Below are 26,607 nucleotides of genomic sequence, written 5' to 3' on the forward strand. Positions count from 1 at the left end.
CTTGTCGGCGGTGATCTTCTTGGCCTGGCCGAGGTCCTCGATCTTGACGTTCTCGAGCTTGATGCCGAGGTCCTCGGTGATGCACTTGCCGCCGGTGAGGATCGCGAGGTCCTCGAGCATCGCCTTGCGGCGATCGCCGAAGCCCGGCGCCTTGACGGCCAGCACCTGAAGCGTGCCGCGCAGCTTGTTCACGACCAGCGTTGCCAGCGCCTCACCCTCGACATCCTCGGCGATGATCACCAGCGGGCGCCCGCTCTTGGCGACCTGCTCCAGAAGCGGCAGGAGCTCGCGCATGTTGGAGATCTTCTTTTCGTGGTTCAGGATGTACGGGTTCTCCAGCACGCACTCCATGCGCTCGGCGTCGGTGACGAAGTAGGGGCTGAGGTAGCCGCGATCGAACTGCATCCCCTCGACGATCTCGAGGGAGGTCTCGAGCCCCTTCGCCTCCTCCACCGTGATGACGCCGTCCTTGCCGACCTTGTCCATCGCCTGGGCGATGATCTCGCCGATGGTCTCGTCGTTGTTGGCGGAAATCGTGCCGACCTGGGCGATCGCCTTGCCGCCGACGGGCTTCGAGATCTTCTTGATCTCCTCGATCGCCTTCTCGACGGCCTTCTCGATCCCCCTCTTGAGGTCCATGGGGTTGGCGCCGGCGGTGACCGCCTTGACGCCTTCGCGATAGATCGCCTGCGCCAGGACCGTCGCCGTGGTCGTTCCGTCCCCGGCGACCTCGGACGTCTTGCTCGCGACTTCACGAACGAGCTGGGCGCCCATGTTCTCCCGGGGGTCCTGGAGCTCGATCTCCTTCGCCACGGTGACACCGTCCTTGGTGCTGGTCGGTGCCCCGAACTTCTTCTCGAGGACCACGTTCCGGCCCCGGGGTCCGAGTGTGACCTTCACCGCGCCGGCCAGCTTGTTCACGCCGCGGAGGATCGCCTGACGGCAATCCTCCGAATAGATGATCTCTTTTGCAGACATGGATTCTTCCCCTTTCAGCTGATGATGCCGAGGATATCTTCTTCGCGGACGATCACGTGCTCAACGTCGTCGATCTTGACCTCGGTGCCGGTGTACTTGCCGACAAGGATGCGGTCGCCGGCCTTGACTTCCAGCGCGATCCGCTTGCCGTTGTCGTCAAGACGACCTGCTCCGACGGCCACGACCTTCCCCTCGAGCGGCTTCTCCTTGGCCGTATCGGGGATGATGATGCCGCCCTTCATCTTGTGTTCGGGCTCGACTCTCTTGATCAGGATCCGGTCGCTCAGGGGTCTGACAGTCGTTTTCATCGGGAAGACCTCCGTTTGAGAGTGGGTCGAAGGCCGGGGGATGGTCACGGTCCTCTTGGCACTCGGTGCTGTGGAGTGCCAATCGTACTCGACCAGGCACGCCGATGTCAACGTGGCCGACTTCACGACCTGGCTGCGACGGCGCGGCCGGCTGCTCGCGGAGCGAAGTGCAATGGATCTCTGAGGCTCTGAAGCTCCCGGTAATAGTAGAGAGCGGTCGGTCGTTTCCCCTGGAATCTCAGCTTCTTCAGGAACTCGATCTCCTCCCCGGTCGCGGTGCCGCCCAGGGCAGGGTCTTTCAGGAAATCCTTCAGCCCCGGCTCGTCGATCGGCTGCGTTTCGGGGCCCCGCTCGATGAAGTCGAACTTCTTCAGGGGTTCCCGCGCGACTCTGCGGCTGAGGACGATCTCCATGCCGAACGTCGCCAGGTCGATGTCCCAGGACTCGATCAGCGGATCCATGAAGACGACGCACTGTTCCGCCGACAGGTTGAAAATGTCGGTGTCGAGGAACTCGAGCACCAGGACGCGCATCTGATCGAAGCGTCTGTGGCTGAGGCGGGCGACCAGGCGGACCCAGCGCTCATTCTGCAGTTCTTCCGTCGCCAGTCTCTTGACCACGTCCAGCAGCTTCTGAGTCACCAGACGCTCGAGCTCGCCGAAGGCCTCCTTCTCGAAGATGGGGCGCAGGTGCTTGCCCCTGGCGGGCGGGCATTTGCGGAGAATCAGGCCGCGGACCTCCTTGAACAGGGGCGTCGGAGTGTCACCCAGGCGCTTCTTCAGAGCCTCGCGGCGCTGCAGGCCGGCCAGGCGCGCCAGCTCACCGTGCGGGAACTTCAGGATCTTCCCCAGCCTGTCATAGAGATCGGTGCGATCGGGCGCGGGCGGGGCCTTCTTCCGGCCCAGCAGCTGCGAGATGTACGATTCCGTCACCTGGGCGGCCCGCGCCAGGTCGCGCTGCTCGAGACCCAACTCCTTCAGCCGGCGCCCGATCACCAGGGAGATGTCCATAGGAATGGTCCTCTCGTAACTTAACTGTAATCGATTAACAATTCATAAACAATGTCAGTATCGCACTCCTTGGTTTGACAAGTAAAGTGAATTGACCTATCGTGACCTGACATGCTGTCCTGGAAGCGGGCCGTGATCAGGTACCAGGAGCCGATGCTGCGAAAGAGCATCTGGCAGGTCGTCAACACGCTCGTGCCGTACCTGGCTCTCTGCGGGCTGATGATCTGGACGCTGCACGTCTCCTATTGGCTGACGCTGGCGGTGTCCGTCGCCGCCGCCGGATTCATGATTCGCATCTTCATCATCTTCCACGATTGCGGCCACGGCTCCTTCTTTCGATCGCAGCATGCGAATCATGTCCTGGGATTCGTCACCGGGGTCCTGACGTTCACGCCGTACCTCCAATGGCGGCAGAAGCACGCCCTGCATCACGCGACCTCGGGCGATCTGGATCGGCGCGGCACGGGGGACATCTGGACGCTGACGGTGCAGGAGTACATCGATGCGCCCCGCTGGAAGCGTCTCGCGTACCGGGTCTTCCGCAATCCTTTCGTGCTGTTCGTCATCGCCCCCCTGTACCTGTTCCTGATCCACCAGAGATTCCCGTCGCGCGCGGTCGGCAGGCGGGAACGCCTCGAGGTGCACTGGACGAACGGAGCGCTCCTCCTGATCGCGGTCGTGATGAGCCTGACCGTCGGCCTCAAGGCCTACGTGCTGATTCAACTTCCGGTGATGACGCTGACCGGAACGGTCGGTCTCTGGCTGTTCTACGTGCAGCATCAGTTTGAAGGGGTGTACTGGAAGAGACGCGAGAGCTGGGGATTCGCGGAAGCGGCCCTCCAGGGGAGCTCGTTCTACCGGCTGCCGAGGATCCTGCAGTGGTTCTCGGGCAACATCGGGTTCCACCACATTCACCATCTGAGCCCGCGCATTCCGAACTACAACCTGGAACCCTGCCACCGGGCCGACCCGCTCTTCCAACGCGTGAAGCCGATCACGCTGCTTTCCAGTCTGCGATCGTTCACCTACCGTCTCTGGGACGAACAGCGTGGCAGACTGACAGGCTACCGCGCCCTGCGGGAGCTTCGCCGGCAGCAGGCCGGATCCTTCCGATCGTCTTCTTCCGCCTCGAGTTCGGGGTAAAGTCTCCACCGAGCGGGTATCCCGGCCCCGAGATTCCTCGAACCTGGGGGCGGTCCCATCCGTCCTGCAGGGTGAGCGCCACCCCGAGGTCGATGGAACGCGGGCCGGGGCGTAGGGAAGCAAGCGGGAGAGAGCGTTGCTGGACGTCGCCACCCTCCTGGAACGTTGCCGCCGGGGAGACGACCTCGCCTGGGAGGCGCTGGTGCGCCTCTTCCAGGCGCGCGTGTACTCGGTCGCCTGCCACTACATGCGGAACGCCGAGGACGCCCGGGACGTGGCGCAGGAGGTCTTCGTCCGGGTCTACGAGCGTCTGGAGTCCTTCCACGGGGATCAGGCCTTTCTGCCGTGGGTCCTGCGCCTGTCGCGCAATGTCTGCATCGACGCCCTGAGGAGGCGGAAGGCGCGTCCCCGGGGGTCGGAAGACCTCGCCGACGACCCGGAGCACCTTGTGTCGTCGGGGCCGACGCCGGAGGAGGCCACGGCGTCGCGTTCGGCGCGGGACCTGCTGTATCGCGCCATGGACCGGATGAGCGATTCCGACCGGGAGATCCTCATGCTGAAGGAGATCCAGGGCTTGAAAGTGGAGGAGATCGCGACTCTGCTGAAGGTCCCGATCGGCACGGTCAAGTCGCGCTGCAACCGGGCCCGGCTCGATCTGGCCACGCGAGTGCGGCGCCTCGATCCATCGTATGGAGCGTGACGGGTGAACGACGCGACCTGCGACTCAATCATCGAGCGGCTCGACGATCTCCTGGAGGGGCGGTTGAGCCAGGCGGATCGCCGGGCGGTCGAAGAGCATCTCCGCTCGTGCGCCCTGTGCCGCGACCTCAAGAGCCTGTTGGCCGAAGCGGGCGCGCCGGTCTCTCCGCCGGCGAGTCTTCTCGGCGCGGTCCTGGCGCGCACCAGCGGCTCGACGTGCGGGAGCGCCCGTGCGCGGCTGTGCGACCACGTCGACCGGCTGCTCGGGCCGACGGACGACGAGATGGTTCGCATGCACCTCGACGGCTGCGACGACTGCGGCCGCCTGGCGGCGGCCCTCGCACGGCTCGCGACCGATCTTCCGTCCTTCGCCGAGCTGGAACCGGACGCGCTCTTTGTTCCCGGGGTCCTGGCCCGGACCTCGGGGCGCGCGGCGCCGTCTTCCGTCTGGATGGCGCGTCTCGCAGCCGGCTGGCGGCGGCTCGCGCATCGCCCGAGGATCGCCTGGGAAGGGGCGTACGCCGGGTCGCTCCTCGTGCTCCTCCTGTTTGGCGCTCCCAACGCGCCGTTCGCGGACGTACCGGGGAGGGCGCTCGGTCTCGTCCGGACGGTGCAGGCCACGCTGCCGGCGGACGCCGCCGCGGTGGAAGCCCCCCGGATCCGCAGTGCGGTGCGCTCGCGCTGGGACGGCACGAAGGCGCGGGTCCAGGACGCGACTCGTGAGCTCACGACCACGGCGAGGCGTCGCTCGAAAGTGGCATGGGACGGGCTGAAGAAGGAAGTTGGAACCGTGTGGGATCGGATTGCGTCTCAGCAGACGACACACGATACGAACGAGGGAGGATCCAGATGAACGCCATGCAGGAATCGTCGGTGCCGCACGTCCCTTCCCATCCCCAGGCACCCCCGGTGGTCCCGCTGCAGACCGGGATGAGGGACTCGCGGAGCAAGTCGCCGGCGATCGCGGCGATCCTTTCGATGATGCCTGGCCTGGGACAGGTGTACGTGGGCTACTACCAGCGCGGGTTCGTGCACGCGGCGGTCATCGGCACCCTGATCACGATCATGTCCTCGGGGACGCTCGACCGCCTGAGCCCCCTTTTCGGGCTGTTCGTGGCGTTCTTCTGGCTCTACAACATCATCGACGCGGCCCGCCGAGCCTCCCTCTACAACGACGCCCTCGCCGGGAACGTCTCGATCGAGCTGCCGCAGGACTTCAAGAGCCCCGGAATCCGCGGTTCGATCTTCGGAGGCGGCGCCCTCATCGTCGGCGGTTTCATTCTGCTCCTCAACACCCGCTTCGGGGTGTCGCTCGACTGGGTCGAACAGTGGTGGCCGGTGGCTCCGATGATCTTCGGCGCCTACCTCCTCGTCCGCGCCCTCCAGGAGCGCCGGGCCTCGCAGACGTCCGACCCCCGGTAACGGAAATCCACGGGGGCGAGTCTCAGTCGGCCGCGCCCCGCGGGGACGAGGCGTCCGCGACCGTGGGCGCGAGATCGCTGAACGAGAAGGTCGACCGGATCCCCGTCCAGGGCTTGCCGTCGATCTCGGCGTAGGGATAGACGAAGTAGTTCAGCGGGTCGCCCTGCTGCGCCGGGTCGAGCCGGATGTCGCGCCCCCGGGTGAACAGGATCCGGTTGACGTCGTGCGCGCCGAAGAAGTAGTCGCGGCGCGCCGGGTCCTTCCAGGCCTCGGAGGCATCGATCGGGATCCACCCCAGACCGTCGATCCAGAACTGGGCCCAGCAGTGGTATCCGGATATCTCGCCGCTCTTCTTGTCGCGGGGCAGGGGGAATCCGATCTCGAACCGGGCGGGGATGCCCGAAGCGCGCATCATGCCGATGAAGAGCGCGTGGAAGTCGGTGCAGTTTCCCTTCTTGACGCTGCAAGCGTAGACCGCGTCTCCGCGGCCCCAGCCCTCCCCGGTCTTGTCGTAGCGCATCACCGACAGGACGTAGTCGTAGATCGCACGCGCCTTGTCGAGCGGCCGCTCCAGGCCCTTCGTCTGATCGGACGCGAGACTGCCGATCGGACCGTCGAGCGGCACGAGATGGTCGGGAGCGAGCGATCGCCTCAGATCCGCCGGCCTGGAGACGGCTGCCGAAGGGGCGCCTGCGTCGCGCACGGCGACCCGGTTCTCCCGCCGCACGGCCTTGAAGGTCATCTCGATCTCGATCGGCACCGGCTGCTTGCGCGGGTCGAAGTCCAGGTAGGCGTAGTGGTCGTGATACTCCGCGTCCTCATGCATCTCGTAGCGCAGGGGGCTCTTGATGCTGAGATTCGAGATCTCCTGCTGGGCGTCCGACGTGGGAACCGGAATCCAGAGCTGCAGGCGGGCCGCGTCCTTGGGAGGCTCCTTCACGCGGACCGTGTACTTGAACTCGAAGGCCCGCGACGAGGAGGCCGGCGCATCGGCGGAGCCGCCGGCGGCGAGAGCCGCCGACGCGACCAGTGCGGTCGCAGTCATGGAAATTCCTCGTGCTCGCATGCGACGCATCTTATCCTCCCGGTGATGATGAGAGCTTAGCATGGCGGCCTGGGGGTCCGAAGCCGGGAGCCCATCGCCGCTGTTGCTCGACGGCTACGCGCGCAGCCTGGCCGGCGTGATGGGAAGTCTGCGGACCCGCCGCCCCGTCGCGGCGAACACGGCGTTCGCGACGGCGGGGGCGACGGGCGGGACCGAGTGTTCTCCGAATCCCGAGGGGGGCGCCTGGCTGGGAACGAGGTGGGTCTCGATCACGGGCGACTCGTCCATGCGCATGACCTCGAAGTCGGTGTAGCTCTCCTGAAGCGCCCGGCCGTCGCGGAAGTCGATCTTTCCGTGCAGGGCGGCCGAGAGTCCCCAGGTGATTCCGCTCTCGATCTGGCCCTCGAGACCGGCCAGGTTGATCGCCACTCCGCAATCGACGACGCACGCGACGCGGTCCACGCGAAGATCGCCGAGGTCGCGTGCGACGGACACCTCGGCCACCTCGGCGACGTAGCTCTCGCCGAAGTAGGAGTTGACGGCCACGCCGCGTCCCCGCAGCCGATCCTTCGTGGAGGACAGGGGAGTGGCCCAGCCGGTCTTGTCCCGGGCGATCTCCAGAACCTTGATCATCCGACCGCGATCGATGCGCTGATCGCCGAGCTCCAGGATGTTCCCGGGCCGGAGCAGGTCGATGCGCAGCCGCAGCGGGTCCTTCCCTCCCGCGCGCGCGATCTCGTCGATGAACGACTCGCGGGCGAAGACACGCGAGGGGTACTCCACGGCGCGCCATGCGCCCGTGGGCACGGGGCTATCCACCGGGACGTAATCCACCTTCATGGCCGGGAAGCCATAAGGGTTGTCGTACGCCCCCCAGGGGGATCCATCCTTCGCGTACCGCTGCTGGTCTTTCTTCTCCTCCTCGCTCGGGAGACCGAACATCGACAGATCCGAGCCCACGGCCTTGTGCAGCCAGGCCAGCACCGTTCCGTCGGCGGAGAGACCGGCGCGCAGCCGATCGACGGAGGCCGGGTGGAAGAAGCCGTGCCGCATGTCGTCCGGCCGGGTCCAGAGCAGCTGCACGGGCTTGCCGATCGCCTTCGACAGCTCGACCGCTTCGTGGACGTAGTCCACGAAGAGCCGGCGCCCGAAGCCGCCACCGAGCAGGGTCGTGTGCACTTGGACCGCCTCGGGAGGCAGGCCGTAGGTCTTGATGATGTCGTTGAAGGCGGTCTCGGGGGTCTGGGTCGGCGCCCAGACCTCGCACGATTCCTTCCGCATGTCGGCCGTGCAGTTCATCGTCTCGAGCGGGGCGTGCGCCTGGAACGGATACTCGTAGACCGCCTCGAGCGTGGTGGCCGCGGAGCCCATAGCACCTTCCGCATCCCCGTCCCGGCGAATCGGATAACCGTCCTTCGAGAACGCCTCTTCCATCGTCCGGATGAAACGCTCCGAATCGAAGTCCCGGTTCGGTCCGGGGTCCCACGTCACGAGGAGCGATTCGCGGCCCTTGAGGGCGGCCCAGGTGTTGTCCGCGGCCACCGCCACGCCGGTCGAAATCCCGCTCTTGATCGGGACGACATGACGCACACCGGGGGTCGCCAGGGCCTTGCTCGCGTCGAAGCCTGCAACCTTGCCGCCCAGGTAGGGACACCGCTCCATCACCGCGACGAGCATGCCGGGCACGCGCACGTCGATGCCGTAGACCGCGCCGCCCCGCACGATCGCCGGACCATCGGTGCGCTTCACGCGCGTTCCGATCAGACGGAAATTCCTGGCGTCCTTCAGCGGCGGATCGCTCGGCGGCGTCTGTCGGGCCGCCGCCCCGGCCAGGCGGCCGTAGCCGAGCGTCCGGCCCGACGGTGTGTGGATCACCGAACCGAGCGCGGCGCGGCAGCTGGAGCGATCGACCTGCCAGACCTGCGCCGCCGCTGCGATCAGCATCTCGCGCGCGGTCGCTCCCGCCAGTCGCAGGGCGCGGAACGTCCCGGAGCTGCTGCCGCTGCCGCTGGTGCGCAGCCGGATGCCCTTGAAGCGCGCGCCGGGCATCGCCTGCTCGAGCCTCACCCTGCCCGGGTCCACTTCCAGCTCCTCGGCCAGCAGGACCGGGAGAGTGGTGCGCACCCCCTGTCCCATCTCGGAGCGCGTCACCCAGAGCGTGATCGTGTCGTCCGGGGAGATCTCGATGTAGGCGTTCGGCCGGAACGCCGCCGGCGCGGCGTCCGCCGCCTGCGCGACTCCGGGCATCCGGAAGCCGACGATCAGACCCGCCCCGGCGGCGGCGCCCGCGTTCAGGAAGGCCCGGCGCGAGACCCTCATGTGCGCTTCCCCTCGCGGGCCGCTCGATGAATGGCCCGACGCATGCGCTGGTAGGTGCCGCAACGGCAGACCGAATCCGACAGGGCGGTGTCGATGTCGGCATCGGTCGGATCGGACTTGTCTCGAATCAATGCGGCGGCCGTCATGATCATCCCCGGCTGGCAGTAGCCGCACTGGGCCACGTCCTCTTCGATCCAGGCCCTCTGACACGGATGATCGCCGGTGTCCGCGAGCCCCTCGATCGTCGTGTAGCGCTTGCCGACGGCCTGGGAGACCGCGATCTGGCAGGAACGCACCGCCACGTTGTTCTCGTGGACGGTGCAGGCGCCGCACACGCCGGCGCCGCATCCGTATTTCGTCCCGGTCATGTGCAGGAGATCGCGGAGGACCCAGAGCAGAGGCATCTCCGGATCCGCATCGACCCGGCGCTTCCGTCCATTGATCGTCAGCGTGAAGGCGGCCATGGAGTCCGCGGGCAGGCTAGCACGCGGTGGGATCGGCGGTCCGTAAAAAGACGCAAGGGACGTGTAAAAGGATGTAACTTTTCCGGCCCGGTCAGCTCCGCCGTTCGGGCTTCGGGCGCCGCCGCAGCCGGCGTTCCTGGCGGAGGCGCCCTCTCTCCTTCTTTCGCCGGATCGCTTCGGCAGGCCCCGCCTCCGCGTAAGACGGGGCCTGTCGCTTCCGTTCGTCGTCCCGGACCACCGGCACCGGATCCTCCAGAGCGGCCCGCGCCTCCAGCTCGCGTTCGATGTCCGAAAAGTCGCCTTCGACCGGCTTGCCCTCGGGATCGGCGGCGCGTTCGATGTGCTTCAGCCAGAACGCGTGCACCTTCATGCGAAGCACGCTCTTCGGCAGCCTCACCGCCAGCGTGCGCACATCGTTGGTCACGACCGTCACATGCTGTCCCTGCTCCGCGCGTCGTATCGCCTCGTGGGTGATCCGCTTGTCGGCCCCTCCATCACTCCGCCGCGTGTAAACAGTCTCGAGGAACGGCTCCCGGGAGACGTCCGGGTTCCTGGGCAACTCTTTGGCATCGAAGACCACGAGCACCTGTTCACCCCTGCTCTGCGCGAACCGTCTCAGCGTGTCCACCAGGGCGCCGCGCGCCTCGTCACCGCGACCCGAGACCTGCATCTCGTGGAGGCCGCGGATGGCGAAGATCAGGTTGTGGCCGTCCACCATCCAGATTCGCTTCATGGCCCCTCCACCGCGAGCCGGACGGGGATTTCGAGAAGAAATCGCGCCACTCGTGGACATGCACGGGGAGTCCCACCTACCTCTTCAGTGTGCCGGAGAAGCCGACCCTCCGCGTGTCGTGATCCGAGGGTCACCCGACGGAGCTTGCCCTCGGCCCAAGCCCGACATTATCTTGGCCGGCATGGAGACCGCCAGGCCGCTGTTCCCGGCGTTGATCAGACACATCGCCTTGCCGGCGGTTGCACCCGCCGCGGTGACCGGTCTGTACTTCACGCCCGTCGCCGTTTTCGGATGCGTGAATCGCGGTCTCATGGCCCTGTCGGTCGTGCTCCTCTCGGCGCGGCATGACCCATCGGTGGACTGGTGGCTGCTCACCACCCTCATCCTGCTTCTGCCGATCGCGCTGATTGTGGGGCCCCTGGGATAGTCCGAGGCGAGGTCCGATCACATCGAGGCGTCCTGCACGATCGCCCAGCCGTCGCCGCGCGGACGCAGGACGAGGAGCGTGAATCCCGTGGCCGGTGCCTTTCCGGAGTAGGTGAGCGTCCAGCGGGCGGCGACCGTCATCCCCTGGACGCTTCCCGGAACCGCGTTCTGCATCAGATCAGTCTCCATCCCCCAGGTGGGGCGGGCCTCGAGGATCTCGAGGCTGAGCTGTCCCATCGCCGCCTGATCGGGATAGCGCGAGCGGTAGCGATCGATGACCGCCTGCCGTCCGTTCGTGACTCCGGCAGGGGAGAGGAACGTCGCATCGTCGGCGTAGACGGAGCAGAAAGCCTCGATGTCCCCGCGATTCCAGGCGTCCGCCTGGTGGGCGAGGAGATCCTCGATCTCGCGTCGGGCGGCGCGCTCGCTCCGCTCGTGCTCGAGACGATCCCAGAGACCGCACCCCTGGCGGGCGATGAACCGAGGCTCCTCGGAAAAGGCGGGATCGGCCAGGACCTCGTCGGCGGTCGCGAAGCGGTGCCCGGTCTTCTCCAGCCAGTCGAAGAGATCGTCCCACAGGGCGGCGCCGACTTCATTGGCGTGCAGGAGAAGGATTTGTGGCGTCAGACGGCCGGTCAGGCGGTCACCGCGACGCTCGTGCGACCGGACCTCGAGTCTGAGGGCGGCGAGGTAATCGGCCGCAACCTCCGCGCGCGCCCCTTGATCCCCGGCGCGGCGGGCCGCGACCCAGGGTTCCTCGAACGACCAGTCCTGCGTGTCGATGGTCACCGGCAGATTCCGCTGGCCGCTCGAACGCAGGTAGCGCCGCATCGCGTCGAGCTTCCCCCCAGTCTCCCCCTCGTCCAGGAAGGGGAACCGGAAGAAGCGCGGTGTCGCGCCGCGCGTGCCGAGGAAATCGGCGAGCCCCCGGCGGCCTCGCTCGACGTCGGCGATGTAGACCGCCTCGTCGGTGGCGCTGTAGTCGAGGTGACCGAACGAATGGTTGCCGAGCTCGTGTCCCCGCTTCAGCCAGAGATCGAGCAGACCGGGACCGCCCTTGCCTTCGCCTACAGTGCCCCAGATCACGAGACCGACCGCCTTGACGTGGTGGCGATCGAGCGCGGCCAGAAGGTCCCGCGTGATCCTCTCCCTCTCCGCCGGTTCGATGTGCAGCCTGCCGGACGCGATCGGCAGGTCGTCGACGGTGACCAGGATCGGACGCCGGATCTCAGCCTTCGTGGCGGGCGGAGCGCGATCGATTCCGAAAGCGGGAGACACGGCGAGGATCAACGCGCCGGCCAGGAATCGCCCTGTCCCGCGAACCGCCCTTTTCAGGGTTTTCAGCGGGACCGCGCTACTTGGGAGCGTTCTGGTTCGCGGCCTCGGCCGCTTCCTTGAGCTCGATACTCACCTGGTCGAGCAGCTCCTTGGCTTTCTGGGCGTGACCGTTCATGTCCCATTCGTTCGCCCTCTGCGCGGCTGCGATCTTCTCGAACGCCTCCCACGCCAGCCTCTGCGCCGCGGCAAGATTGGGATGCCGTCCTGACGAATCCACCGGTCAGCGCGAGCACAGTCACGGCGATGATCAGGATTTTCTTCATGCGTCCTCCCTTCGAGGCGGGGATCATACTCCAGGGCCGTCCGGCTCGACACCGGCACGTCCTACGATGGCGACCGCGTCGGCCGCAGTCGCAATCTCCCGGGTCGGCGGGCTCATCGACTCGAGGACGTCTGGAGTGCCAGGAGAATCGTCTCGGCCACCAGGCGATAGCCGGCCGGGCTGAAATGAGCACCGCGGTAAGAGTAGAGCTCCGAGATATCCGGGTGCCGGGAGATCGGCGGATGCAGATCGATGAGGGGGATCTGCAAGTCCTCCACGATCGAAAGGACCTGCCCGCGGGCCCAGTCGTACTCGCGGCGGTATCTATCCTCATGATAGCGGGCCTCGGCGGGGAGATAGACGAAGTAGAGCCGTCCGCCCCATCCGCCGGTGGTCCGGCGCGCCTCATCGAGGATCCGCCGGAACAGGGGGAGATCGACACGCGTGGAGTCCAGCGTGATCTCTCCGACCTGCAGCCCCAGAGCCTGTCGCAGGGACCACAGTCGCCAGAACCGACCCGGAGCCGACATCTGCATCGTGTCGGTCTCGCGGGAAATGTACTCGCTGTCCGTCAACCTTCGCAGGAAGGCGTCGCACTCCGACTGTCGCCCGATCAGGCCCTGACGATGGTCCGGGAGCAGGTAGTCCGTGAGTCGGGTGAAGCGCTTCTCACGGTTCAGATCGAAGGTCAGGTCGTTCCCCTCCGTATAGACCCACAGGACGACGCCCGGTCTGAGCTCCGTGAGGAATTCCTTCAATCCGGCAAGCATAAGAAGCGGTCCGTTCCCCACCATCCCCAGGTTGAGGGTCGCGGGGTACCGGCGGCGCAGCAGCTCCACGAAATTCTGTTCCGTCGGAACGCAGGCACCCTGGGTGAAGGAGTCACCCAGCACGGCCAGGTCGAACCGGGCGGACGACCAGATCCCCTTCGGATTGTGGAACCCGTGCTCGTCGCTTCGGTAGACGACGTACTGCCCCATCTCGTTGCAGAACACGGTCGTCACGTCCGAGATCCCGCCCAGAGGCAGTAGGGGTGCATCCGCGGAAGGCAATCCCTGCCAGGCGGGAAAGGTGACGGGATAGACGTCGGGTCCCTGTTTTCGGAGGTCACGGACCACTTGGAACTGGTCGCGAGCGTCGAAGGGAATTCCGAACCGGCGGGCGGCCAGCCGGACCCGCAGGAACGGCAGCTCCCGAAGGTAGGCCTCCGCGATGTAGGCCGCCGCGACGAGGGAAACAAGCGTCACGGCCAGCGTCACCCGCCGGGGGAGTGACAGCCGAAGACAGGCCAGAAACACGGCGCTCAGGCAGAGCGCCCCTCCCAGAAGCAGCGCCTGCCGGGCGATCCCGGCATGGACGCTACGGGCGGTCGTGAACGCCAGCAGCCCCGCGCCCGCGGTCGCCGCCGAGGCGGCGAGAAGGACCAGGTTCGCGAACCAGCGCTCCTTGTTCAGGGATTCTCTCTCTCAGGCACCGATACCTGAAGCGTGCAGGCCGACGAACGAAAGCAGCGTTGGATACCAGGACAGCAGGAAAGCGAGCGGGAAAAAGAACCGGAGAGGATGTTCGCGAACGCCTCGTTTGAACGCGCTGGCCAGGATGCGCCTCCGCGGCAGAGCATACCACCATGCATCATGGGAGCCGTTCCGTTGCGCGATTAGGATGAATACCGGAGTGGCGGTGACGAATGGCACGCTGCTTCGAAACCGCGCCGCGCCCTGATCCTGCCCGACAGCGAAACTGATCCCGCGGTAGATTCCACAGCAGAGCGTACGGAAGGCCTGGGGTCGAGGATTCAGGGCCGCCAGGCGCCTTGGGAGGGGCCGACCATGCGACGGAATGTTGCTGGGATCGCAGTTGCGATCGTGTTCATGAGCGCTTTCGATTTGATCTCGTGTCAGGAGTCGGGCGGTGCCCTGGGGAAGGGGATCCCCCCGGTGGGCCCCGTGAAAACCAAGTGGCGGGTAACCCTGAACGTCGATTCAGACCCCTGCGGCCTCGCAGGCATTGTGAAACCGATCGGTTCCATCGTGGACATGGTCCAGACGGGACCCGATCTTGACGCCCTGCGAGAGGACTGCTGCTGTGCCTTCGACACCCGATATACAGGCAGCCTGCAGGGGAGCTCGATGACCCTGACTTCCGTCCGCGCCATTGGGCGCGACACAACCTGTAACAATATGAGAGTCGAAGAAAACGACGTCGCCACTCTGCGCGATAACAGCTTCACGGGCGACGCCAGTCTTATCGTCTCCGATCCAGACGGTACCTGCGGCGCTGGCTTCCCCTGCCAGGTGCACGGCTCGTTTCAGGGAACTCGTTGCCAGGGGGAGGAGTGCGCCTTAATGTGCTTGAATGTTTTCTGCCCGCTAGTACCATGTTCAAGCCTCTGAGGAAGCACTGACGTGAGCACCTGGCACCTCCTCACTTCCTGGGGCGGTTCGCGGCGACAGCGGACGTACCGATTGGTTCTCCCGGGCAGCCGGCTTGCGCCGGCTCCAGCAGAGCGAACAGAAGGACGAGAACGATCCTGTGGCGAACGATCGCGCTCAGGTCAATAGGCATATCTCACCTCTGTCGTCGGATCGCAGTGGAGAGTTCCCAATCGATGCCACTTTTCTACGATCAGGCAGGCATCGGGTCAAGCGGACGGATGTGCGGTGAAAGCCAAGAGGTCCTGGAGGATTCCGAGCCCTGTCCGTATCGAGGCCGGGCTCGGCTTCGAGCCCATGACCCTCTCGAACAGAAGCTCGTCCTCCAGGACCTCTACTGGCGCGTCGGAAGCGAAGGCAACGCCAGGCGCGTCAGGTTCCCGCGCCGATCAGACGACTGTCAGCGCGACGGTTTCTTCTGAGAATCCGCGGCGGGCGCGGCTTGGATCCGCGTGATCCCTTCGTGCTCTCCCTTCTCGTTGTCCTGGCAGGTCAAGGTCACGTACTCGCCCGCCTTCACGTTCTTGAGGGTCCCGGCCGCCGCGTCCAGAACGGGGGCCGTGACGCTCGCGCCGGAATCATCCTTGAAGGTGATCGTCTTGCCCTCGACGTTGACGGCGACGACAGTCCCCTTCACGTCGTGCGTCTTGCCCATGGCGACTGCGGGCGCCACCTGGACCAGCAGCACGGCCATCAGAACTGCAACCATCAGCACAGCGACTCTGGTCATCGATCCTCCTTCTTAGAGTAGCCAAGTGGACTTGCTGGAGATGGACAAGCAAAACAGCAATATCGATGCCACCCCCCTGGACACCGCGCTTCGTGAACTTCGCGCCGCTCCAAGGGGGAAGACCGTGCAGAGGACAGAGGTTCGTGTCCGTTCCAGTGGACAAATTTGACCTCGCCCGATGTCGCCCGGGCAGATTCCGCTTGACGCTCTTTCCACGTCGCGGTAAGAGTTCTCTACACATGTCCACAGTGTCGGCGCGTCTGGCTCTGTCATTGGCCCTGGCGATGGTGTCTGCGCAGCCGGGGCCGATGGCGATGACCGCCCTTCCCGTCACCCTGCCCGATCTGAGCGGCAGCGCCGCCCGGGTCTTTCGCGGAGTCTGTCTGTCGGCGGAGGTCGGTACGACGGAATACGCCGGGGCGCGGATCGCGGCGACCACCTACACATTCGAGGTCCGGGAATACCTCAAGGGAGGCGGCGGGAAGACGGTCACCTTCCGGCAGGTCGGAACACCCAGCGGGGGTCCGAGGGACCTGGGCAGGGCAGCCGGCCTGCCGGTGTACACCCCCGGACTGGAGTACGTCATCTTCCTCCTGCCGGAGAGCAAGGCACGACTGACGTCTCCGGCCGGCGCGAGCCGGGGGGCTTTCCTCGTCGCCGGCGAAGATGTGATCGTTCCGGAGGAACTCACCGGTCTCTTCCCGTCAGCGCCCCAAGGACGCGACGCGACGACCGCCGCCGGCGGCGGCAGGGTTCCCTACCGGACGGTGCGCGAATCGATCCTGAAGACGCTCGTCGGCGCTCCGCCGGCGCGGCGCTGAGCCGCGGGGGCCCTGGATGCGACGCGTCTTCGCGGGTCCTCTGATCCTTCTCGGATCGTGCACCGTCGCGCTGGCCGGCGGTCCGCTGGTCTCCTCGACCGACGGGAAACCGGTCGGATGGGACACGTCGGCGGCCGTCGGCTATACCACCGACAGGAGCGGTCTCGGTCTCCTCTCGCGCAGCGAGGCCGTCCGCCTGACCGGAGACCTGTTCGCCACCTGGGAGAATGTTCCGACGGCGACGATCGCGTTCGTCCGCGCCGGCGGCCTGTCCGTCGACGTCGACGAGACCAACTTCGGACCGTACCTGGGCCCGTACGGCGGCGCCACGGCACCTCTCGGTCAGAGCGTGATCGTGTTCGATGCGGACGGCTCCATCTTCGACGCGCTGTACGGTGTCGGCACGAGCGTGCTCGGTTTCGCCAGCCCGACATTTCTCTCCGACGGGACGAGCACCGTCGCCATCGGCGATCCGGTCCCTCCGGGGTCCCACATCGTCGAGGGGCTGGCGTTCCTCAACGGCAAGTGGATCGACGGCGTGGACGACCCGGCGGCCGGCAACCACGAGATATCACTCGATCTGTTCAAGGCGGTCTTCGTCCACGAATTCGGGCATTTCGCCGGCCTGGACCACACGCAGGTGCACGGACTCATGAATCCTCCCGACTCCGATCTCGCCGGTTACACCACGCCGGTCGAGACCATGTACCCTTTCATCAGCGACGCTTCGCAGGCGACTCCGGAGAGGGACGACGTCGTGGCGATCTCGTCGCTCTATCCGATCTCGAACTACGCCGCAACGACCGGAGCCGTCCGCGGACGCATCCTGGCGCCGGACGGCGCCCCGCTCTCCGGGATCAACGTCATCGCCCGCAATCTCGCCGACGATCGGGACGCCATCTCGTACTTGTCGGGCACGACCGTGGTGCCCCCCGGCGCGTACACGCTCGCCGGGCTCGTTCCCGGCGACTCCTACCGGATCGAGATCCAGGAGGTGGACGTGTTCGCGCAGGAGGGCAGCCGCATCGGGCCGTTCTCTCCGCCGGTCATACTGCCCGGTCCACCCGAGTTCTACAACGGCACCGGCGAGAGCGCCGATCCGGCGGTCGACGATCCGCGCGCCTTCACGCCGATCGTGGCGGCGGCCGGAACGATCGCGCAGGGCGTCGACATCATCGTCAACGACCAGCCCCTGCGCGTGAGCAACGTGGCGCTCGGTGAATCTCGCGGTCCCGTGGAGTTCGCCGTGGGGGATTTCGACGGGGACGGCGCCGTTGATTTCGTGGCGCCGCAGACCGGTTTCGTGCCCGGGAACCTCGTCCGGTACTACCGTGGTCACGGCGACGGGACCTTCGCGCCTCCCGTCGACGTGGCGTCGTTCCCCGGGAACGGGCCGATTGTCGCGGGGCAGTTCAACCGCGGCGTGGACGACTTCCTCGACGTAGCCGTGGCGAGCACCACGGGGAAGGAGGTCCGACTGTACCGCGGTGACGGCCGAGGAGGGTTTGGCGCGCCGGTTACGCTCCTCGACGCGCCCGACCAGGACACATTGACCGACCTGGCTGTCGCCGATCTGGACGGCGACCCGTACCCGGACCTGGTCACGTTGATCCGCCACGCCGCGGGGGGGGCCTCCGTCTACTCCCTGATGGGACGGGCGGACGGCGGCTTCACGACCGTCGCCACCGAGCTGCCTGCGGGGACGTCCTTCCCGGAGGGGGCCCTGATGGCCGGCGACTTCGCCGGTAGCCCCTCCGTCGACGTCGCCGGCGTGGCCGGGGCCGCCTCCGCGCCGTCGATCGTCGTGCTCCAGGGGGACGGCTCCGGCCGATTCCAGCCGATGTCCACCTCCATCAGCACGGTCACCGTCAGGGTCGATGCCCGCAGCCTTGCGGCCGGAGACTTCAACGGGGACGGCCGCGCGGATCTCGCGCTGTCGGACCTGCAGCCCGCGGGGGGCGCTGCAAACTTCACGCGATCGTATATCGACGTTCTCCTCGCGAACGGCGCCGGCGGATTCGCCCTGGGGGGCCGCACCGCGGTCCCCGAGCCGTTCCAGCCGTCGGTCGTCGCCGCCGATTTCGATCGCGACGGTCACCTCGACGTCGCCTCGACGGGCGCCTGGTTCTCGCCGCGCAGCCCGGGCGCGAAGCTGACGATCTCGTACGGAGACGGGACCGGCGCCCTGACGCGTGCCGACACGATCTGGGGCCTGGCGGAGTTTCCGCAGAAGCTGGCCGTGGCCGACCTCGACGGGAACGGCCGCAGCGATCTGCTGGTGAGTCTCAGCGCCACCGGGCCCCTCGGGTTCGATCCTCCCGCCACCTACGCCGTCCTGCTCCGACCCTCCACCTGCTCGTCGCAGAGCGAATGCGACGACGGGGTCTTCTGCAACGGAGTCGAGTGGTGCGGCGCGGGCTCCTGTCACGCGGGGACGCCGCCGTCCTGCGACGACGGCGATCCCTGCACGACGGATCTGTGCGGTCTGCCGATCGTCCTGTCGTGGGAAGGGTTCGAATCCGGCTTCCCCGGGTGGACGCACGCCTCGCGGGGCGGCGCCGACACGTGGCACCAGGACTACGCGAGCTGCCTGGCCGAGCGATTCCCGAGCGTGATGTTCTCCTCCAATGGTAACTACGGCTCGGCCTGCCAGGCCGACTCATCCAGGGAGCGCAGCCAGCTCGTCGGCCCCGCCGTCCTGCTGCCCGCATCCGGACGCACCGTCCTCTCGTTCGACGCCCTGTCGCGCGACGAGGCCGGCTCCTGCCTCGCCTCCGGTGACAGGGACGCGCACGACGCGGGCATCACCCTCGACGGCGGAGCGACCTACACTCCCCTCAACGACTGCACGCGGCTCGCGGACGGCACGGGGGCCGCGATCCATCACGAGTTCGATCTGGGAGCGTTTGCCGGCCGCACGGTGCAGGTGATGTTCGTCTACGACACGCGCGACGCGCTCACCGGCCATACCTTCGCCGTGGACAACGTCACCGTGAGCGCGACGCCGGACGCCTGCGAGCATGTCCCGATCTTCCCCGACGACGATCTCGACACCCACGTCGACGCGCACTGCGGCGGGGACGATTGCGCGGACCACGACCCGACCGTCTGGTCGGCGCCGTTCGAGGTCGCCGGATTCGCGGCGTTGAACGCCTCACCGAGCCTGGCATGGCAGGGACAGGATCAGGCCTGCGGCCCCGAGACACGCTACGACCTGGTCAGCGGCGCGCTGTCCTCCGGCACCGGTCCCGCCTTCGCGTCGTCCACCTGCCTCAACTCGACGACCGCCGTCGTCTACGACGATACCCGCCCTGCTCCTCCCGCGGGAAGCGCCTACTGGTACCTGGTCCGCTCCCGCAATTCCTGTGGCGTCGGCACCTTCGGAACGCCCATGAGCGACGCCTCGATCCCCCCGTGTCCGTAGCCTGACGGGCGCAGCTCTAGGACGGGAGCCCGACGCGGCGCGCCAGGTCCTGGATGCGGTGATCCTTTCTCAGCGGATTGAGTCGGGGATCCACCCCGAGCCATGGCATTCAATCCGATCGTTGCAGGAAGGCCGCGTCGAGAGACTCGAAGGCGCGCTCGGTTTCCCCGAGCTGCGCATAGGCGGCCGCTGCGTTGAATCGGCACACATAACGTTGAGTGGCCTGTGCCAGGCCCGCGTCGAGCAGTCGCCGGGCCTCCCCGGGGCGCGCCGCTCTCGCGAGGGCCGCCGCGGCCGTGATGAGCACGACGGGGGCGTTGCCGAGGTGCGTCGCGCGGCTGGCGGCGTCGGCCGCCTCGCTGGACCTTCCCGTCTGCGCGTACGCCTGCGCGAGGAGGGCATAGGCAATCCCCGATTCCGGCTCCAGATCGATCAGCTTCTTGCACTGCTCGATGAAGTCCTCGCTGCGTCCCGAGAAGAGGTAGATCCAGAGCGCCTCAGGCCTGACGCTCGGCGAGACCGGGTCGAGCGCGTACGCCTGCCGCACCTGCGCGATGGACTCGTCGAACTTTCCGAGCGTCGCCAGGTAGTCGGCGTATCCCATATGCGCGTCCGGCAGACTGGGGTTGAGCGCCAGAGCGCGACGGAATTCTCTTTCCGATCCGGGCCAATCCCAGTCGAAGAAGAGGAGCACGTTGCCGAGCGAGGCGTGGGCATCGGCCAGGTTGTCGTCCAGCTCGAGCGACCTCAGCGCCGCGGCCTTGGCCTTCGGCATCACGTCCAGGGGCGCGACGTAGTAGGTGCTCCCCGCCCAGTAGGCCTCGGAAAGCGCCGCCTGAGCCCGGGCGTCCTGCGGGTCTTCCTGGATGGCCTTCTGGAAATACTCGATGGCCTTTTGGATTCCTTCGCGGCTCTGCTTGCGGAGTTCGTTGCGTCCGAGAAGGTACGTCTCGTAGGCTTCCGGATCGACTTCACGCGTGTTCGTCAGGCCGGCTCGCTGAGAGGGGAGGAGCTCCACCGCCAGGGACTGCGTCACCCTCTGCGCGACCTCGCTCTGGATTCGCAGGACGTGACTGAGCGGGCGTTCGTAACTCTCGGCCCACAGATGCGTCTGGTCGCTGACCTGGATGAGCTGCGCGGTGACCCGCACGCGCTGGTCCGCGAGGCGTATGCTTCCCTCCAGGACGTAGCTCACATTCAGCTGGCGGCCGATTTGGTCCACGGTCTCGTGCGTGTGCTTGTATCTCATCGCCGAGGTGCGCGCGATGACGCCCAGCCGTGAGGGCTGCAGCTCGCCCAGCTGGGCGATGGTTTCTTCCGTGAGCCCGTCCGCGAAGTAATCCTCTTTGGGGTTGTCGCTCAGATTCTCGAACGGGAGCACCGCGATCATGATCTTTCCCGGGAGCGCGCCCGGGGAGGAGCCGGCCCGACGGAGCCAGTAGCCGCCCCCGGCGAGAGCGAGGGCCGCGGCGAGAGCCATCGTCGCGGCCGTACGCCACGCGCGGGTCTTCGCTCCCGGCGTCGTGCCCCTTGAATCGGTCTCGTCAAGACGCCGCAAATCGGAGAGCAGGGCCGCCGCCGAGCCATAGCGCCTCGCGGGCTCCTTCTCGAGCGTCTTGAGAATGATGCGCTCGAGCTCGGGCGGTATTCGATGGTTGAGAGCGCGCGGCGAGGGGGCCGCGCTCTCGAGGATCGCCGTGCCCAGACGGAACGCATCATTTTCGAGGAAGGGACGCCGCCCGGTCGCCATCTCATAGAGCACGGTCCCCAGCGCCCAGATGTCCGTGCGCGCGTCGACCTGTCTGCCCCGCACCTGCTCCGGTGCCATGTAGGGGAGCGTCCCGACCGTCCCTGTTTCGGACAGACTGTCCGCGATTGCGGTCTCGCCCGCCGGGCGGACGACCTTCGCAAGGCCGAAGTCCAGGATCTTCGCCCGTCCATCGAGCGTCACCCGGATATTGCCCGGCTTGATGTCCCGGTGGATGACATGTTCCTTGTGGCCGGCTTCCAGCCCTTCCGCCAGCTGCGTCCCGAGCCGGATGACGTCCTTCTCGGGAAGCGGCCCCTGGGTCAGCCTCTCGTTCAGCGTGACGCCCCTGATGTATTCCATCACCAGGAAATCCACTCCATCGGACGTATCGAAGTCGTGCACGGTCGCGATATTCGGATGGTTGAGCCTGGAAAGCGCCAGGGCTTCTTTGCGAAACCTCGCGCGCGCCGTTTCATCGGCGAGCGTCCCGGCGGGCAGGATCTTGATCGCGACGTCGCGCTGAAGTCGCTCGTCGCGCGCCAGATAGACCTCGCCCATTCCACCGGCGCCAATCTTTTCAATGATGCGGTAGTGGCCGAGGGTTCTGCCAATCATGCTGGCGCGAATTGTATCGCGTCTCCGGGGTCACGGCGCACGGGATCTACGCCTGCCCAGGAGAGTTTCGATCCGTGTTGCTCGCCTGCAGCACCCGGCGCAGGCGCAACGCAGCGGCGGCCACCGGGACCGACTTGAAGAGCGAGGTGCGACCGTCCACCTTATTCATGGGAGTCGGCAGCCACCCCTGGATCGTCGGGAACTCTGCGCCGCCCCCGGTGTCCAATCCATACGATGCGCGACGCGCGGATTCTTCAGATCCTCTTTCTCGGCACGCTGCTCGCGGCGGGGGCCTGGCTGCGCGATTTCAGTCTGCGTCCTTCGCAGGTCGCTCTCACCTTCTTCGCAGGCATCGCGACGCAGGTCCTGTGCGCGCGGACCCGCGGGCTGAAGCGGATCGGCATCCCGAGCGCCGTCATCACCTGCCTCAGCCTGTCGATCCTCCTGCGGGCCGACACTCTGTGGGCCCATCCGCTTCTGGCCGCGTCGGCGATCGGCTCGAAGTTCCTGATCCGCGTCCGGGGCAAGCACGTCTTCAACCCGGGGAACCTCGGCATAATCCTGGGCCTGCTTCTCGTCCCGGGCACCTGGACGTCACCCGGCCAGTGGGGCCAGGACCTCGCCTTCACCGGCTGGTTCGTCGCCCTGGGGACGATCGTCACGTGCCGGGCCCGCAGGGGTGACATCAGCTGGGCCTTCCTCGCGTTCTACCTCGGCCTCCTCGCGGCGCGCGTCGCCTGGCTCGGCCAGAGCCCGGCGGTGTTCGTCCACCAGATCGGCAACGGCTCACTGCTTCTCTTTGCATTCTTCATGATCTCCGATCCGATGACGATTCCCAACCACCCGCGGGGACGGATCGTCCATGCAGCGCTCGTCGCGGGATTCGCGGCCATCTGGCAGTTCGGCCTCTACCGGCCGAACGGCCTGCTCTTCGCTCTATTCCTGCTGGCGCCGGCGGTGGCGCTGTGGGATCGACTCTGGCCCGCACCGAAGTTCACCTGGCAGCAAAACGCCTTACAAGGAGAGACCCATGGACCCATGTTCGCCATCCGACCGCGGCCCGATATCCCGGCCCGTCCCGCCGGCACGGCCGGGCTTGATTCGCTCGTGCCGGGGAATATTGCGTCGCTCCGCTGACCCTTGCCGCTTGCGCCATCCCGGGATCCTGCTGGCCGTGCTGTGGCTTGCGTCGCCGCCTGAGGCGCGCGCCTTCTGCGGCTTCTACGTCGGACGAGCGGACGCGTCGCTGTTCAACAGCGCCTCCCAGGTGGCGCTGGTCCGGGACGGCGACCGGACCGTCATCAGCATGCTGAACGATTACCAGGGAGACCTGAAGGAGTTCGCGCTGGTCGTGCCGGTGCCGGTCGTGCTGGAGAAGGGACAGATCCACGTCGGCGACGCCGCTCTCTTCAAGCATCTCGACGCCTACAGCGCCCCGCGCCTCGTCGAGTATTTCGACGCGGACCCCTGCGCCCGTGAGCTGACCGAGAAAATGCGGGTGCTCGGCGATACCGGAGGGGTCATGGCATCGGGCGTCTCTACGGCCCGCACCCGGAGCCTCGGGGTCGCGGTCGAGGCTCAATACACGGTGGGGGAGTACGACATCGTCATCCTCTCGGCGAAGGTCTCCGACGGTCTCGAGACCTGGCTCCACGAGAACGGCTACCGCGTTCCGAAGGGGGCGAGCCGGGCGCTGCAGCCCTATGTCCGCCAGGGGATGAAGTTCTTCGTCGCCCGGGTGAATCTCGAAGAGCAGGTGAGGATAGGCGCGACGTATCTCCGCCCTCTGCAGTTCGCCTTCGAGTCGGAGAAGTTCATGCTGCCGATCCGGCTGGGAATGATGAACGCGCGCGGGCCGCAGGACCTTGTCGTGTACGCCCTCACCAGGACGGGGCGGGTCGAGACGACCAACTACCGCACGGTGATGCTGCCGACCGGCATGGAGATCCCCGAATACGTCAAGGAATCGTTTCCCGACTTCTACAAGGCGATGTTCAACCGGCAGGTCCAGCGCGAAAACGGACGCGCCGTCTTCACCGAGTACGTCTGGAACATGGGCTGGTGCGATCCCTGCGCGGCCGACCCTCTTTCACCCCAGGAGATGCGCGCCCTCGGTGTCTTCTGGCTCGACGATCCGGGATCCAGACAGGGCGTCGGTCCGGGATTCGGGGGGAAAGCTCCCGGGTGGGGATTCGGGCGGGCGCCCGCATCACGGCCGGCCGGTGGTCCGACGCAAGTCATTCTCACCCGCCTGCACCTGCGCTACAGCGCCGAGACCTTTCCCGAGGACCTGGTCTTCCAGGAGACCGGCGACCAGCAGAATTTCCAGGGACGATACGTCCTGCAGCACCCCTGGACGGGAGCCCCCGACGCGTGCCCCGCCGCGGCGGGATACTTCGAGGAGCTGCAGGCACGACGGGAGAAGCGGGCGGAGACTCTGGCGAATCTGACGGGGTGGGACATCGACGCCGTCCGATCGAAGATGGAGATCGAAGCGCCCCGGCGCTGGTGGGAAACCCTCTGGAGGTGAGCCGCTACTTGATCCGCGCGACCCGTCCCTTGGTCGGGAACCGTCGAAACTGCAGCGCATCATGTCCTGGAACGATTCGATCCACGGACCCCGCCAGTTCGATCATGCGTTCCTGATTCTTGATGTTGGCGGGTTCGTCCGCCTTGGAAAAGGTGGCGCTCGCCTTGTGCTCCGCGAGGTTTCGGTAGAGGTAGCAATTGTCCGAGGCCAGCACGAACGACGGGCTCCCCTCCACGCGCAGGTATTGCGACGCATAGGTGTGGCGCGCGCCCGTGTAAGCGCGAATCCCGGGAAAGATCTCCATGTTGTCGCCGTCCACCAGACGCAGCCGTCCCTCCGTGTTCAGCCGCACCAGTTCCCGGGCATCTTCCGGATCGATGCCGTCGTGGTCCCCATCCACCTGCCACGCGTCTCCCGTGTAGTATCGGAATTCGTCCTTCTGGATCCACACGGTGGCCTTCGGAAACAAATCGATCCCGCCCATGTGATCCCAATGCGCGTGACTGATCACGATGTCCGTGACTTCATCGGGCTTCACTCCCGCGAGCTTCACGGCTTCATCCGGTCTGAGATAATCGGTCACGGGAGAGTACTTGAACCACTTCTCCCGATGGAATCCGCTGTCGAACAGGATGTTCCGCCCGCCACCGCGGATCAGCCACACGACGAACACGGTGTCGATGGTCTCGTTCCGGGGAGCTCCCATGACCAGGTCCGCCACGGAATCCCCCTGGGAGTCCGCATACCGGATCGCCTGGATGGAATACTTCGGAGGGGGCGCGGCAGAAGGCTCCACGCCACCGACCGCGAAAACGAGAAGAAGCAGGCACGCAGAGGGCTTCACGCCGGCAGCCGCCCCTTGAGATCCGAGGCCTTGAACGGACCGGGCTCGGCGAGGAGCCGTCGCGCCGCGTCGACCTGCTCCCAGACGTTCCACAACAGGACGCCCCTCACGCGGCCGTTTCGCAGGTAATAGATCACACCTTCACGACACGGCTCCTTCCAGTCCGCGACGGTCTCCAGACGCGAGTCGACTTCACCGACGGCTTCATATCCCATCTCGAAAAGGTCCGAATAGAACGACGGGAGATGGTCGTAAGCGACTGTTTCGCCCGCCATGGCGCGACCCGCCGCGCCCCCCATCGTGTTGGCGTTGTCCTCGTGCTCGACACGCATCCACACGTCCAGGACGGGATTATGAAAGCCGGCAACGTCCCCCGCGGCGTAGATGTCCGGATGGCTGGTTCGCAGGGATGCATCCACCCGGATGCCGTTCTCCACTTTGAGGCCGGCCGCCTGGGCCAGATCGACGTTCGCCTGAACGCCGATCCCGGCCACCACCCCATCGACGCTGATCTCCTGTCCGTTTCCGGCCCGAGAGTCGCGAAGGGTCAGGATCGACTTGTCCCGGCGCGTTTCCATGCCGGTCACCGACGTTCCGGTCAGAACCTCGACTCCCTTCTGGCGGTAGAAGTCGTTCAAGAACCTGGAGAGCTCGGACGGAAACACACGGCTGCCGATCCCTTCCTGGGGGAACGCCAGGACCACCTCCCTCCTATTCATCGCCAGCGCGGCGGCGACCTCGGAACCGATGAATCCGCCGCCGATGACCGCGAACTTCCGCCCTCGTTCCGTCAGCGCCCGCAGACGCTGGTAATCGTCCAGCGTGCGATAGTAAATGATCTGCTCGGCCCCGAACGCCAGACGGCGGGGGGTGGCGCCCGTGGCCAGGAGCAGCTTGTCGAACGTGTACACGTTCCCCTGATCATCGGTGACCCGCTTGTTCGCCGGGTCGAGATGCTGGACCCTCAGTCCCAGATGGAAAGTCAATCCCAGCGTGTCGCTCTTGCGCCAGATGCTGTCCAGCGGCTGCTTCTTCCAGAGCCCCTTGGAAAGCGGCGGACGGTTGTAGGGGGGGTGCGACTCCGCCCCGATGACGCCGATGGATCCACCGCGATCGATCTCGCGGATCCCATGAATCGCCGCATCGGCGGTCATTCCGCCTCCAACGATCAAGTAGGTGTAGTTCGGCATCCTTCCCTCCTCCGGTGCAGGACCGCCGCGTTCATGTCGCGGCAACCAGTCTAGCGCGACACGTTCTTCGAGACCCGTGAGGTGCTCTCGCATTTTTCCAGTCGTCCCCGCGAGGGGACAGATT

General features: G+C 66.5%; 23 protein-coding genes. 9 read left to right on the top strand and 14 right to left on the bottom strand.

The window, feature by feature from the left end; translation table 11 throughout:
- The 3 genes from groEL to VEW47_11095 all read right to left on the bottom strand — a co-directional run.
- On the bottom strand, positions 1 to 978 hold a 978-nt coding region (gene groEL / locus VEW47_11085; GenBank protein ID HYS05723.1), incomplete at its 3' end, for a chaperonin GroEL.
- 14 nt (positions 979 to 992) lie between these two features.
- Positions 993 to 1,286 carry a co-chaperone GroES gene (locus VEW47_11090; protein HYS05724.1) on the bottom strand — a complete coding sequence of 98 codons (294 nt, stop codon included), beginning with the start codon at positions 1,284 to 1,286 and terminating at the stop codon, positions 993 to 995.
- 122 nt (positions 1,287 to 1,408) lie between these two features.
- Complete coding sequence (locus tag VEW47_11095; protein ID HYS05725.1) at positions 1,409 to 2,296, bottom strand: XRE family transcriptional regulator; 888 nt, start codon at positions 2,294 to 2,296, stop codon at positions 1,409 to 1,411.
- 111 nt (positions 2,297 to 2,407) lie between these two features.
- Here VEW47_11095 and VEW47_11100 point away from each other — a divergent pair, with 111 nt between their 5' ends.
- From VEW47_11100 to VEW47_11115, 4 genes are all read left to right on the top strand, one after another.
- The gene (locus VEW47_11100; GenBank protein ID HYS05726.1) at positions 2,408 to 3,439 is read left to right on the top strand and encodes a fatty acid desaturase; all 1,032 of its coding nucleotides are present in this window, start codon (positions 2,408 to 2,410) and stop codon (positions 3,437 to 3,439) included.
- 136 nt (positions 3,440 to 3,575) lie between these two features.
- On the top strand, positions 3,576 to 4,139 hold the full coding sequence (locus VEW47_11105) for a sigma-70 family RNA polymerase sigma factor (protein HYS05727.1): 564 nt from the start codon (positions 3,576 to 3,578) through the stop codon (positions 4,137 to 4,139).
- A gap of 3 nt (positions 4,140 to 4,142) precedes the next feature.
- On the top strand, positions 4,143 to 4,991 hold the full coding sequence (locus tag VEW47_11110) for a zf-HC2 domain-containing protein (protein HYS05728.1): 849 nt from the start codon (positions 4,143 to 4,145) through the stop codon (positions 4,989 to 4,991).
- Positions 4,988 to 5,560, top strand: a complete 573-nt coding sequence (locus VEW47_11115; protein ID HYS05729.1) for a hypothetical protein — start codon at positions 4,988 to 4,990, stop codon at positions 5,558 to 5,560. The genes VEW47_11110 and VEW47_11115 overlap by 4 nt, the downstream gene beginning before the upstream one ends.
- A gap of 22 nt (positions 5,561 to 5,582) precedes the next feature.
- Here VEW47_11115 and VEW47_11120 read toward each other — a convergent pair whose 3' ends face one another.
- The 4 genes from VEW47_11120 to VEW47_11135 all read right to left on the bottom strand — a co-directional run bounded on the left by VEW47_11120 (position 5,583) and on the right by VEW47_11135 (position 10,121).
- Positions 5,583 to 6,605 (bottom strand): transglutaminase domain-containing protein, encoded by a 1,023-nt coding sequence (locus tag VEW47_11120; protein ID HYS05730.1) that lies wholly within the window; start codon positions 6,603 to 6,605, stop codon positions 5,583 to 5,585.
- 114 nt (positions 6,606 to 6,719) lie between these two features.
- Positions 6,720 to 8,924 carry a molybdopterin cofactor-binding domain-containing protein gene (locus VEW47_11125; GenBank protein ID HYS05731.1) on the bottom strand — a complete coding sequence of 735 codons (2,205 nt, stop codon included), beginning with the start codon at positions 8,922 to 8,924 and terminating at the stop codon, positions 6,720 to 6,722.
- Complete coding sequence (locus VEW47_11130; protein HYS05732.1) at positions 8,921 to 9,388, bottom strand: (2Fe-2S)-binding protein; 468 nt, start codon at positions 9,386 to 9,388, stop codon at positions 8,921 to 8,923. Before VEW47_11130 ends, VEW47_11125 begins: the two co-directional genes overlap by 4 nt.
- Positions 9,389 to 9,479: 91 nt before the next feature.
- Complete coding sequence (locus tag VEW47_11135; protein HYS05733.1) at positions 9,480 to 10,121, bottom strand: NYN domain-containing protein; 642 nt, start codon at positions 10,119 to 10,121, stop codon at positions 9,480 to 9,482.
- A 181-nt stretch (positions 10,122 to 10,302) separates the two neighbouring features.
- Between VEW47_11135 and VEW47_11140 the strand changes: the two genes are divergently transcribed.
- Positions 10,303 to 10,548, top strand: a complete 246-nt coding sequence (locus tag VEW47_11140) for a hypothetical protein (protein HYS05734.1) — start codon at positions 10,303 to 10,305, stop codon at positions 10,546 to 10,548.
- Positions 10,549 to 10,565: 17 nt separating this feature from the next.
- Here the strand turns inward: VEW47_11140 and VEW47_11145 are convergent, their stop codons facing one another.
- The 4 genes from VEW47_11145 to VEW47_11160 form a co-directional block, all read right to left on the bottom strand.
- Complete coding sequence (locus tag VEW47_11145; protein ID HYS05735.1) at positions 10,566 to 11,825, bottom strand: polysaccharide deacetylase family protein; 1,260 nt, start codon at positions 11,823 to 11,825, stop codon at positions 10,566 to 10,568.
- A gap of 76 nt (positions 11,826 to 11,901) precedes the next feature.
- Entirely contained in the window at positions 11,902 to 12,102 is a 201-nt protein-coding gene (locus VEW47_11150) for a hypothetical protein (protein HYS05736.1), read from the bottom strand.
- A 158-nt stretch (positions 12,103 to 12,260) separates the two neighbouring features.
- Positions 12,261 to 13,394 carry a GDSL-type esterase/lipase family protein gene (locus VEW47_11155; GenBank protein ID HYS05737.1) on the bottom strand — a complete coding sequence of 378 codons (1,134 nt, stop codon included), beginning with the start codon at positions 13,392 to 13,394 and terminating at the stop codon, positions 12,261 to 12,263.
- A gap of 1,585 nt (positions 13,395 to 14,979) precedes the next feature.
- Positions 14,980 to 15,309, bottom strand: a complete 330-nt coding sequence (locus VEW47_11160; protein ID HYS05738.1) for a hypothetical protein — start codon at positions 15,307 to 15,309, stop codon at positions 14,980 to 14,982.
- A 239-nt stretch (positions 15,310 to 15,548) separates the two neighbouring features.
- Here VEW47_11160 and VEW47_11165 point away from each other — a divergent pair, with 239 nt between their 5' ends.
- The gene (locus VEW47_11165; protein HYS05739.1) at positions 15,549 to 16,130 is read left to right on the top strand and encodes a hypothetical protein; all 582 of its coding nucleotides are present in this window, start codon (positions 15,549 to 15,551) and stop codon (positions 16,128 to 16,130) included.
- A 16-nt stretch (positions 16,131 to 16,146) separates the two neighbouring features.
- Complete coding sequence (locus VEW47_11170) at positions 16,147 to 19,554, top strand: FG-GAP-like repeat-containing protein (protein ID HYS05740.1); 3,408 nt, start codon at positions 16,147 to 16,149, stop codon at positions 19,552 to 19,554.
- Between the two features lie 109 nt (positions 19,555 to 19,663).
- Here VEW47_11170 and VEW47_11175 read toward each other — a convergent pair whose 3' ends face one another.
- Positions 19,664 to 21,919: a protein kinase gene (locus VEW47_11175; protein ID HYS05741.1), complete on the bottom strand. Its 2,256-nt coding sequence runs from the start codon at positions 21,917 to 21,919 to the stop codon at positions 19,664 to 19,666.
- 234 nt (positions 21,920 to 22,153) lie between these two features.
- Here VEW47_11175 and VEW47_11180 point away from each other — a divergent pair, with 234 nt between their 5' ends.
- On the top strand, positions 22,154 to 23,056 hold the full coding sequence (locus tag VEW47_11180) for an RnfABCDGE type electron transport complex subunit D (protein HYS05742.1): 903 nt from the start codon (positions 22,154 to 22,156) through the stop codon (positions 23,054 to 23,056).
- A 10-nt stretch (positions 23,057 to 23,066) separates the two neighbouring features.
- Positions 23,067 to 24,449 (top strand): DUF2330 domain-containing protein, encoded by a 1,383-nt coding sequence (locus VEW47_11185; protein ID HYS05743.1) that lies wholly within the window; start codon positions 23,067 to 23,069, stop codon positions 24,447 to 24,449.
- 4 nt (positions 24,450 to 24,453) lie between these two features.
- Here VEW47_11185 and VEW47_11190 read toward each other — a convergent pair whose 3' ends face one another.
- Positions 24,454 to 25,293, bottom strand: coding sequence for an N-acyl homoserine lactonase family protein (locus VEW47_11190; protein HYS05744.1), 840 nt, complete (start codon positions 25,291 to 25,293; stop codon positions 24,454 to 24,456).
- Positions 25,290 to 26,483 (bottom strand): FAD-dependent oxidoreductase, encoded by a 1,194-nt coding sequence (locus VEW47_11195; protein ID HYS05745.1) that lies wholly within the window; start codon positions 26,481 to 26,483, stop codon positions 25,290 to 25,292. Before VEW47_11195 ends, VEW47_11190 begins: the two co-directional genes overlap by 4 nt.
- Positions 26,484 to 26,607: the final 124 nt, after the last annotated feature.

It is taken from the genome of Candidatus Dormiibacterota bacterium (assembly GCA_035635555.1).
Taxonomy (GTDB): Bacteria; Acidobacteriota; Polarisedimenticolia; order Gp22-AA2; family Gp22-AA2; genus Gp22-AA3.